The sequence below is a fragment of the Mycoplasma sp. HU2014 genome (assembly GCF_001199495.1).
In the GTDB taxonomy this organism is placed as follows: Bacteria; Bacillota_I; Bacilli_A; order Mycoplasmatales; family Mycoplasmataceae; genus Mycoplasma.
In genome coordinates, this window is record NZ_LFYS01000014.1 from 1 (window position 1) to 10,904 (window position 10,904).

Below are 10,904 nucleotides of genomic sequence, written 5' to 3' on the forward strand. Positions count from 1 at the left end.
GGTTATCCTATGAGAATAATTACTGATAATAGAGCTAACTTTAAGAAAGACGAAATAAACAACCCTAGAACGCCTTTAGAGCTTGAAAAAAGGGGTATAGAAGTTGTTTCTTCATCAAACGCTAATGCAAAACCACACATAGAAAGAAAATGAGATACAGTGCAAAAGAATGTTCCTTTTTATTTCAAACAAAAGAATATAAAAACAATTGAAGAAGCTAATGCTATAAAAGACGAATTGATTGAATATTTAAACAGTATATGTAAAATACGTGAAAAAGAAAGCGTTTTTAGAAAACTAGAAAATGAGGCGGTTGAATCCTTCTTTGACATACCTATTAAAAGAAAAATTATGAATGGAGTGGTTGAATATCAAAAAAATTATTATGCTGCATTTGATGAAAATGGGAAGAGATATAAGTTCAACAAAAAAGAAAGTATTGAATTTGTTATAGGTGCAGATGAGAAGTTCTACTTTAGAACAGAAACTATGCGTTTTAAAGCTGAAATATTAGAAAAAGGATCTCATGATTGAGGAATAGCTGATATAGCAAAAAGAAAACAATTAGATGAAGAAAGAAAACATGATTTAAAAACCTTAGGAACAATAAATAAAACGAGATGGATTCATACTGTATTAGATAAGACTCTTAACAGCATTAAAAAACACCCAAGTGGATTGCCCAGTGAAGTAGTCGATGAACTATCAGGACTTGTCTCAGGTGTTAAGAATGAATGTTATCGCATATCATTCGAACTCAAAGAAAAATTAGGCTTATTGGATTAGTTTAATTTTCTAATTTCCTTTGATAAGATTATTATAACTTAAAAATTTAAAGGTTCATTTTGTTTAAAAACCCACGCAAAATAAAATATCCAGACATACGTTTCCGACCTAAACAGCAAATGAGCAATTTTTATAAAAAATTTACTCATTATTATTAATTTATATTTTTTAAGCCTTTTCGATTAAAAATCATAAAATGTATAGTTAATCTTTAAGGTAAAGTTTTAATCATATTAATAACTAAAAAATCACTTAATAGATAAGTGATTTTGTTTTATTCAGAAAATATTTTCATAACATTTGATTAATAAAAATAATTACTTAATAAGTACTCTCCTATTTCATCAAATGTAATTTGTTTTCACCATTTACTAAAATAGAATAATTTTCAAATTTTACTAAATTACGATTTTTTAAAAATATAATCTTTCTTGTAAAGTAATCAAAAAAATCAAATAGTTGTTGAGATATTACAATTAAATAATCTTCATCATTAAATACATTTTTAAATTTAGCTTGTTTAAACATTTTTGCTACTTTTGCATTATCAAGAGCTCTGTGCATTTTTCGTTTATATACTGATATTCATCAACTAAAGCCTGAATTAATATAAAGATTAGAAGTTTTTTTATCTTTATAAAGGATTTCTAAATTATAAAAACCTTTATTTTCTTTATTGTTATTTATGATTTTTCATTTAATTTAATTTCTTTTTTAATATCTAATAAAGTTCTAAGAATTTTTTTAAATTTTGTAACATTAAAAATAAATATAATAAGTCCTGTTAAAAAATAAAGTGTAAATGGAATAAATAAAAATAAAAAATTAATATTTAAAAATGCTTCAATAGTTGATGAATTAGGATAAATATAAAATAATTCAAAATATAAAATAGGTTGATTTCTCCTTGATAAACTTCACCCAAGTTGTATATTGTTTCATCACTATATTTTTGCGCATTCTTGTTATTTACATTTTTATGAGAAAGTATTATCTCCTTTCCGGTATTTATAAAATCAAGATATTCTTTCTTATATCTTTTTATAGTAGAAACAGATTTATTAAATTGCTTTGCTATTGATAAACATGATCTTTTAGGATCCTTTGCAAAGATATCTAATATACATTTTTTAATTTCTGCATATGACTTATTGTCTAAAATAGTAAACATTCTAACCTCCTTTACCAATTATATGTTTTGGATCCAAAACATATAATTGGTAAGGTATCATTTTGTTTGATATTCCAGACAAAATATAAAATAGGTTGATTTAACATAAAAATAAATGTTAAAATTTAATAATGAAAGTATGGTGATATCATGAATAATATAGATCCTTTCATTATTAAAACAATATATGATTCAGTAGTCACAATCCCAGGAGTAGTTGCACTTGCTAACTATACTTCTAATAGTTCTGATGATTTGATTACAAATGATATATCAAAAGCCATAGAAATTGAAATGAAAGATGACATATACCAATTTAAGATTCATGTTGTGCTTGTTAGTGGGGTAAACATTTTAGATGTTATGACTGAAATTCAAATTCGTATTAAATATGAACTAGAAAAAAATGTTAAAAACTTTATTAATCATACAGTAACAGTAGCTGTTGATGATTTAATGTTATAGTGTATAAGGTGAGAATGAAAAATGCAAAAAATTGAATTATTAAATAATATGATTTTAAGTGGGGTTAATAATTTATATAATCATTATCCTTACATAGATAAATTAAATGTTTTCCCTGTTCCTGATGGTGATACTGGAACTAATATGAATCTAACTGCTACTAATGGTTATGCTGAAGTTAGTGAAATTAAATTAAACAATACAACTATAGGTAAATATTTATCTACTTTTGCAAGAGGACTAATAATGGGAGCTAGAGGAAATTCTGGTGTAATTTTTAGTCAAATTATTAAAGGTTTTTCACTTGGAATGAATGATGCAAAAGAATTAACAGTAGCTGAATGAAAACAAGGCTTTAATAGAGCTTGTGAAATAGCTTATAAAGCTGTTATGAAACCTATTGAAGGAACAATTTTAACTGTTATAAGAGAAACTAGTGAAAAAGTAAATGAAATTGATGATGCAACTGATATTAAAGAGTTCTGAAAACAAGTTGTTGAAATTGCTAATGCTAGTTTAGAAAATACTCCTAACTTATTACCTGTTTTAAAAGAAGTAGGTGTTGTTGATTCAGGAGGATTTGGATTAGTTAAATTCTTACAAGGAATACAACAGTATGTTGAAAAACAAAAAGTTGTTCAAAAATTGGCTAAACTAGAAATTAATGAAGGTGGAAATATCGATCTTGAAACAGAAGAAGAATTTGGATATTGTACAGAAGCTATTGTTCTACTTGATAAAGAATGAATTAATAAACTTCAATCTTCAACAATTAGAGATCAATTACAAATTTATGGAAACACGTCAATGGTAGTTGTGATTGATGAAGAAATTTTAAAAGTTCATACTCACGCTTTATCACCAGGTCAAGTTCTATTATTCTTACAACAATATGGAGATTTCAAAACTCTAAAAATTGAAAATATGAACTTACAAGCTGATAAACAACTTAAATCAAGAAAAGAAAAAGCTTGAAAAGAAACTTCAAACATTAAAATTGAAAGAAAACTTGTTAATGATGTTGCCATTGTTTCAGTTGTTCCTTCTAAGAAATTAAAAACTTACTTTGAAAAAGATTTAGGTATTGATTTAGCAATTGATGCGGATTCAAAAATGAATCCATCAACAAAAGATTTCCTACAAGCAATTCAAGAAGTTGATGCAAAAACAGTATTTATTTTCCCAAATGATAGCAACGTATATCTAACAGCAAAACAAGCTGAAAAATTAGAAAAGAAATCTAAAGTTTATGTAATTCAAACAAAAACAATTCAACAAGGCATGGTTTGTTCATTAAGTTATGATCCTTCTCTTACTGCTTCAAAAAACAGTTCTCAATTACTAAAATCACTTAAAAATTTAGTATCATTTAACATCACTAAATCTGTTAAAGATACAAAAATTGATGGAGTAGAAGTTAAAAAAGATCATTTCATGGCTCTAGTTGATGGAAAAATTATTGCTTCAGAAAAAACAATAAAAGCTGTCTTTGAAAAGCAACTTTCTAAATATATTAAAAATAAAACTGAAATCATTACAATTTTCACAGGTGAAGAAGCCGAAGAAAAAGAAGTTGCTCAACTAAGAAAATTCTTAGATGAAAAATACAACGTTGAATATGAAATTCTTGAAGGCGGACAAAAAGTTTACAGTTTCTTAATAGCAATAGAATAATAAAAACTAAAATAATAACAAACCCCTGAAAGGGGTTTTATAATATTTATTAAAGGAGAGTTATTGTATGTATAAAATAGCTTTTGATGTAATGGGATCTGATTTAGGATCTAAAATAGCTGTTCAAGCTGCAAGTGAATTTATTAAACAACATGATGATCTATTCTTAGTGTTAGTTGGTGATAAACAAGAAATAGAACAAGCATTAATCCAATTTCCTATTGATAATAATAAATATGAAATACTTGCTACAAGTCAAGTAATTGATATGAATGGTTCTGTTTTAGATGTTAGAAGAAAAAAAGATGCTTCAATTGTAAAAACTTTAGAATTAGTGAGAGATAAAAAAGTTGATGGTATGTTAACTGGTGGAAATTCAGCTGCTTTTATTGGTGGTAGTCATTTTATTTTAGGTGAGATCGATCAAGTTAAAAGACCTGGTTTTATGCCAACAATTCCTAATGCAAAAAATAGTGTTACTTTATTGTTAGATGTTGGAGCTAATAGTGAAAATGAAGTTGAAGATCTAATTGGTTATGCAGTGATGGGGAATGTTTATGCTAAAGAAATTTTAAAAAAACAAAACCCTACAATTGGTTTATTAAATATTGGAACTGAAAAAAGTAAAGGTAACGAATTGCAAAAACAAACATATGCTAAATTAAGTGAATTAAAACAGTTTAACTTTATTGGAAATGTTGAAGCACGTGATATTTTAACTGGACAAGTTGATATTATAGTAACTGATGGATATAGTGGTAATATCGCTTTAAAGGCTAGTGAAGGAGCTGCTAAAACTTTATTAACAGAAATTAAAAAAGAAATTACAAGTTCATTTATTAAAAAACTTGCTGCATTAATCTTAAAACCTGCATTTAAAAAAGTTGCTAAAAAATTTGATTACAAAAATCATGCTGGAGCTATTTTATTAGGTGTTAATGGAATTTGTTTTAAATCACACGGTTCAAGTGATGTTAGATCATTTAAAGCAACTTTAAATATGACTTTAAATGCAGTTAAAAACAATGTTTTAAATAAAATAGAAAGTGGATTGAAATCAAATGCCAACAATTAGAGATTTTTTAAAAACATATAATATTGAAATTAATAACTCTCGTTTTTTTGATGAAGCATTAACTCATAATTCATATTCAAATGAACATCGTTTAAAGTATACTTACCAACGCATGGAATTTTTAGGTGATGCATTATTACAAATGTATGTTTCTAGATTTCTATTTTTTAATTATCCTAAATTAAGTGAAGGAGAACTAACTAAATTAAGATCAAATTCAGTAAGAGAAGAATCTCTATCTGAAGTTGCTAAAGATATTAAATTAGGTCAATTAATAAGACTTGGTCAAGGAGAATTAAAAACTAGAGGTTTTGAAAAACCGTCCATTCTAGCTGATGTATTTGAAGCACTAACATCAGCAATTTATTTAGATCAAGGAGAAGAAAAACTAATTTCTTGATTAGAACAAACTTTATTTATTTATATTCAAAAACCTGAGTTTATAAATAAAATCAAAGATTATAAATCTGAACTTCAACAAATACTGCAATCAGAAAAAAGAAGCGATTTAAAATATATTGTTGAAAATGAGGAGTTTTTTCAAAAAGAAAATAAATTTTTCTACACAGTTAGTGTTAATTTAGATGGGCAAAAATTTGGTGTTGGTAAAGGTTGGTCTAAACAAGAAGCTGAACAAAGAGCGGCTGAAAATTGTTTATCTAAAATGAAGAAAATATAATAAATATCTTAAATTTATATAAAATTGAAAAACTATGTTAATAGTTTTCTTCTTTTATTAAAAACAAAATATTTAAATAATATAATTTAAATATGTAAAAAGGAGTTTTATATGCTATTTTTAAAACAAATTAGAGCTACTGGATTCAAATCATTTGCTGAATTGACTATCATGGATTTTAATTATGAAATGATAGGAGTTGTTGGGCCTAATGGTAGTGGTAAATCAAACATTACTGATGCTATAAGATGAGCATTGGGAGAGCAATCTACTAAATCTTTAAGAGGTTCTAAAATGGATGATGTAGTTTTCAGTGGAAGTAGTGATAAATCTGCTAGCAATTTTGCTGAAGTTACATTAGTTTTTGACAATACAAATAAGCATTTTTCATCTATAAAAACTGATATCGTAGAAGTAAGACGTAAATTTAATCGTACCACTAGAGAAAGTGAATTTTTTATAAATGGTGAAAAATCTAGACTAAGAGATGTTCAAGATATTGCTTTAGAAACAGGTTTAACTAGATCAAGTATTGCAATTATTTCTCAAGGAACTATAGCTAATTTTACTGAAGCAAAACCAGAATATAGAAGAGAAATTTTTGATGATGCTGCAGGGGTTGGAAAATACAAAAAAAGAAAAAGAGAAACCCTTTTAAAATTAGAAAGAACTACTGAAAACTTAAATCGTTTAGAAGACATTGCAAATGAAATTTCAAGAAGATTACCTAGTTTAGAAAAACAAGCAAAAAAAGCAAAAAAATATCAAGAAAAAATTCAGCAACTAGAAAATATAGAATTATATATTCTTGCTAAAGATTTAAGAGTATTTATACAAAGAATCGAAGAATTAAGAGAAGAAAAACGTTCATTAGATGTTCAAATTAAAAGACTAACTAATGATATTAATATGACTCAAGAAGAAATTGATTTGATCTTAGATCAAAACTCTTCTGCTGATAATGAATTACAAACATTAAACACTGATTTTAATAATATTTTAAAAAGAATTTCTGATTTAAAAATTAGAAAAAATGAAATTGAATTAAAAGAAAGTCAAAATATTGATACTTCAGTTCAAGATAAATATAAAGCAAGTTTAGTCAAAAAAGAATTTGATGAAAAAAGCGTTTTATTAAATAGTGAGCAAGAAAAAGTTGAAAAAGCAAGTAAAGAATTATTAGAACTAAAAGATAATTATGATTATTATTCATCTAAATATAATGAAATATATGGACAAATCGAAACTATTAGAACTAATATAAATAAAATTAACCTTGAAATAGAACATATAGAACATAACAAAAGAACTTCTTTTGGTCGTTTTAATGATGGAATTAGTGCAATTGTTAATAATTCAAAACAAATCACAGGAGTTGTTGGTGTTTTAAAATCACTTGTAACAGTTCACTCAGATTATCAAGTAGCTATTTCAGTAACTGCTGCTGGACATATGAATTCAATTGTAATGAAAACAGATCAAGATGTTAAAAAAGCAATTGACTTTCTAAAGAGAAATAACTTAAATAGAGTAACTTTCTTACCATTAAATACGCTTTCTGCTAATTCGATTTCTCCTGCTCAAAAGCAAATAATAGAACAATCAGCCGGATTTATTGGTTTTGCTAATGAACTAGTTGATCACTCAAATGAAATCAAAGTGGCTGTTGATTATGCATTAGCTACTATTATTGTTGTTGATAATTATGATAATGCTGTTAGTTTAGCTAAAAATATCGGATTTAGATATAACATAGTTTCACTAGATGGACAAAGAATTCTACCTAATGGGGCAATTATTGGTGGTTCAACTAAAAATGTTAATATTTTTGAAAAACAAGACGATAGTAGTAATAACTCTCTTGAAGAATTAAAAAATAAACTAGTCTTATTAGAAGAAAAAGAAGCTGAAAAAACAAAAGAACTTACGGGCTATAAAACAAATAACGATAATTTACGTGATCAAATTAATGAATTAAATTCAATTATTAGAATCTCAAATCAAAATATAGCAAACATTAAATTTAATTTAGTTGATCTTTCAAATGAATATAAAGTATTAGTTGGAATTGATCTATTAACTGGTTTTGTAAAAAGTTCAAATGAATCTGAATCTATAAGATTATCAAAAGAAATTATAGAATTAGAAAATAAAAGAGATGATATACAAAGTAAAATAAATTCTATTGTATCTAACAAATCTAAAACAAGTGAAAAACAAAAAGAAATGAACAAAGTCAATGTTCAAAAAAGAGATGAATTAACTGAAATAAAAGAATATGTTGCTAACATAACAACTGAATATAATGTATTATTAGAAAAACAACTTAAAGTTGCAGATCGTTTGATGAATGGTTATAAAATTTCAGTTGATGTAGCTCTTGAAATGGAACTTCCCGTTATAGAAGATGAAGAACAAGCTAGATCACAAATTCAAGAATTAATCACTGAAATTCGTGATATTGGTAATGTTAATCTAGATTCTATTGCTGAATACGAGCAAGAAAAATCAAGATTTGATTATTATGATCAAGAATTAAATGATGTTAGAAGTGCAAAACAAAAACTAGAAAATATCATTTTAGATATCGATATTGCAATGGAAACTCAATTCAAGCAAATAATTGATGATGTTAACAATGCTTTACCTGAAGTGTTTGCTAGATTATTTGGTGGAGGGCACGCCGAATTAATATTTACAGATCCCAATAATATTTTAGAAACTGGAGTTGATATTAAGGTGAATCCTCCAGGTAAAAAAATCACTAACCTTAACCTATTAAGTGGTGGAGAAAAATCTTTAGTTGCTTTATCTGTTCTATTTTCAATTTTAAAAGCAAGACCTTTACCTTTAGTAATTTTAGATGAAGCTGAAGCTCCATTAGATCCAGCTAATGTTGAAAGATTTGCAAGATTTATTAAACATTTCTCAAATAAAACACAATTTATTATTGTTACTCATCGTGATGGAACAATGGAAAACTGTGATGCACTATTTGGTGTAACAATGCAAGTAAAAGGTATTACTAAGATTGTTAAAATAAAACTGATTGAAGCTAAACAAATAAATTAAGAACTTTCCGTTAAAACCACTATAGGAATATATGAAAAATAGCCGAAATGCTATTTTTTTTGCATATTTTGTCAAAATAGCGATAAAACCTAGGATTTTTGCAGAAAAAAATATATTAAAAAACAGCTAAAAACTATAGAAAAAGTTCAAAAAATATAATACAATTATAGTGACTAAAGCACTACATAAGGAGAAAGAAAAATGCCAATACCAAAAGAGATATTAGCTGTGGATAGACCAAAAAATACAAGAGTAAAGAAAAATGGAAATAAATATGATGTTATTAAAAGAACAAGTGTTTGAAAAAAATGGAAAATCAGTTCCAGTAGAACTGGGTAAAATCGGTGAAATAATAAACTTTGAATATGTAGAAACTAAAACAAGTAGACTTAACTTTGCTTTATGTGACATAAAACAATTCGGAAGAACCGAAATTGCTTATAAATTATCAAAAGATGTATTTGAAGATCTTTGCAAAGTTTATAATCCATCAGATGCAAAAATCATTTATGCAATAGCAATTATTAGAGCAGCTTATGGAAATATCACTAATAGAAAATATCAATGTTCATTTTTCTCTGAACAATTTCCGGGTATAGGGCTTTCATCTAGTAACATTTCAAGGTTTTTAGAAAAGTTGGGATATAACTACAGATACATCAAACAATTCATTCAAAATAGAATCGATACTGTTTCTCCTGGATCTACTATTGTAATTGATGGTATGTTAAAAAATTGTAGTTATAAAACTTCTGATTTTACAAAATGATCGTGAAAAGCTAGAACTAAAGGTGTTCAAAATATTTCTGTTTTATATGCTTTTGACCTAAACAAAAAAGAACCCATTGCAAGTAAGGTTTTTCAAGGAAATACACTAGATACAATGGCATTCAATAGATTTATTGATGAATTTTCTCTAAATAATTGCTTAATTATGGGAGATAAAGGAATTCTTTCTAAAGAAAGTTTAGATAAATTAAATACTGAAAAGAAAAATGTTAAAAATCTTTTCCCTATTAAAAGAAATGATAAAAGAATAAAAGCTTTAGAGTTATCTAAATATGAAATGACTTTTAATTCTGATGAAGATATTATTTTATGTAAAAAATCAAAACTTAATCAAACCGAATTTTTATATTCATTTAAAAGCACAAATGACTACAACCAAGAACGAAGAGCTTATTTAGATAAAGTTAATCGAGAACAAAATTTTAATAACGAACTTTACAAGAAAAAGAAAATCTTTTTGGAACAATTACTTTTATTTCCAACGAAGATTTATCTTTAAAACAAATATACGATCTTTACAAAACAAGATGAGAAATTGAAGAATTTTTCAACTTCTATAAAAACATTGTTGAACTGGATTTTGTAAGAGTGCAGCAAAACACAAGTGTAATTGCGACTGAATTTATAAACTTAATCAAAAGTTTACCGCATAAATTAACTATACAAACATCATAAAATATAATAAAAAGCAGTTATATTGCATAAAAAATGAGATTTTAATTAAAATATCTCGTTTTTTTGTTACAAAAATTTAAAAAAATACTTTAAAATATTCCAGAAAATTTAAAAAAATACTTTAAAATATTACTTAATTATGCTATAATTTAACTATATAATTAACTATATAGGAGGTTAACATGGGAGTACCATTAGAGATACGACAAGTTACAAGACCAAAGAATACTGTAATAAAAAAATCTGGTTCAAAATGAGCTGTAATTGAAAGAGTTGGTTGTGTAAGAAAAAACGGTTCTAATCAACCAAAAGAGGGTAAAGTGATAGGACACATCATTGATGGTGAGTTTATTAAAAAAGAAGAAATTAAAAAGGAGATTAGCTTTAAATATTATGGTGATTATGAATTAGCTAAATCGGTTTCACAAGATATTTTAAGTGATCTAAAAGAAGTTTATACATCAGATTTTGCCAATCACTTGTATGCAATTTCATTATTACGTTCTATAAATCCAAAA

8 protein-coding genes and 2 pseudogenes are annotated in these 10,904 nt (G+C 25.9%); 8 read left to right on the plus strand and 2 right to left on the minus strand.

Going from position 1 to position 10,904, the window contains the following annotated elements; all coding sequences use genetic code 4:
- Nucleotides 1–786: hypothetical protein (locus AB668_RS05655; protein WP_160315000.1), on the plus strand; the 786-nt coding region annotated here is incomplete at its 5' end.
- A gap of 336 nt (nt 787–1,122) precedes the next feature.
- Here the strand turns inward: AB668_RS05655 and AB668_RS00760 are convergent.
- Together AB668_RS00760 and AB668_RS00765 are read right to left on the minus strand one after the other, a co-directional pair.
- Nucleotides 1,123–1,350: a hypothetical protein gene (locus AB668_RS00760; protein WP_050517202.1), complete on the minus strand. Its 228-nt coding sequence runs from the start codon at nt 1,348–1,350 to the stop codon at nt 1,123–1,125.
- A gap of 268 nt (nt 1,351–1,618) precedes the next feature.
- Nucleotides 1,619–1,957: a hypothetical protein gene (locus tag AB668_RS00765; RefSeq protein ID WP_050517203.1), complete on the minus strand. Its 339-nt coding sequence runs from the start codon at nt 1,955–1,957 to the stop codon at nt 1,619–1,621.
- Nucleotides 1,958–2,107: 150 nt separating this feature from the next.
- On the opposite strand from AB668_RS00765, the gene AB668_RS00770 reads away from it, so the two are divergent.
- The 7 genes and pseudogenes from AB668_RS00770 to AB668_RS05880 form a co-directional block, all read left to right on the plus strand.
- On the plus strand, nt 2,108–2,422 hold the full coding sequence (locus AB668_RS00770) for an Asp23/Gls24 family envelope stress response protein (protein ID WP_050517204.1): 315 nt from the start codon (nt 2,108–2,110) through the stop codon (nt 2,420–2,422).
- A gap of 21 nt (nt 2,423–2,443) precedes the next feature.
- Entirely contained in the window at nt 2,444–4,096 is a 1,653-nt protein-coding gene (locus tag AB668_RS00775; protein ID WP_050517205.1) for a DAK2 domain-containing protein, read from the plus strand.
- Nucleotides 4,097–4,163: 67 nt separating this feature from the next.
- Nucleotides 4,164–5,171: a phosphate acyltransferase PlsX gene (gene plsX / locus AB668_RS00780; protein ID WP_050517206.1), complete on the plus strand. Its 1,008-nt coding sequence runs from the start codon at nt 4,164–4,166 to the stop codon at nt 5,169–5,171.
- Nucleotides 5,158–5,850 carry a ribonuclease III gene (rnc, locus tag AB668_RS00785; protein WP_050517207.1) on the plus strand — a complete coding sequence of 231 codons (693 nt, stop codon included), beginning with the start codon at nt 5,158–5,160 and terminating at the stop codon, nt 5,848–5,850. Before plsX ends, rnc begins: the two co-directional genes overlap by 14 nt.
- Nucleotides 5,851–5,961: 111 nt before the next feature.
- A complete protein-coding gene (locus tag AB668_RS00790) occupies nt 5,962–8,922 on the plus strand; it encodes an AAA family ATPase (RefSeq protein WP_050517208.1) in 2,961 nt (986 codons plus the stop codon).
- A gap of 201 nt (nt 8,923–9,123) precedes the next feature.
- A pseudogene (locus AB668_RS00795) lies at nt 9,124–10,356 on the plus strand (transposase); the annotation flags it as partial.
- A gap of 212 nt (nt 10,357–10,568) precedes the next feature.
- A pseudogene (locus AB668_RS05880) lies at nt 10,569–10,904 on the plus strand (hypothetical protein); the annotation flags it as partial.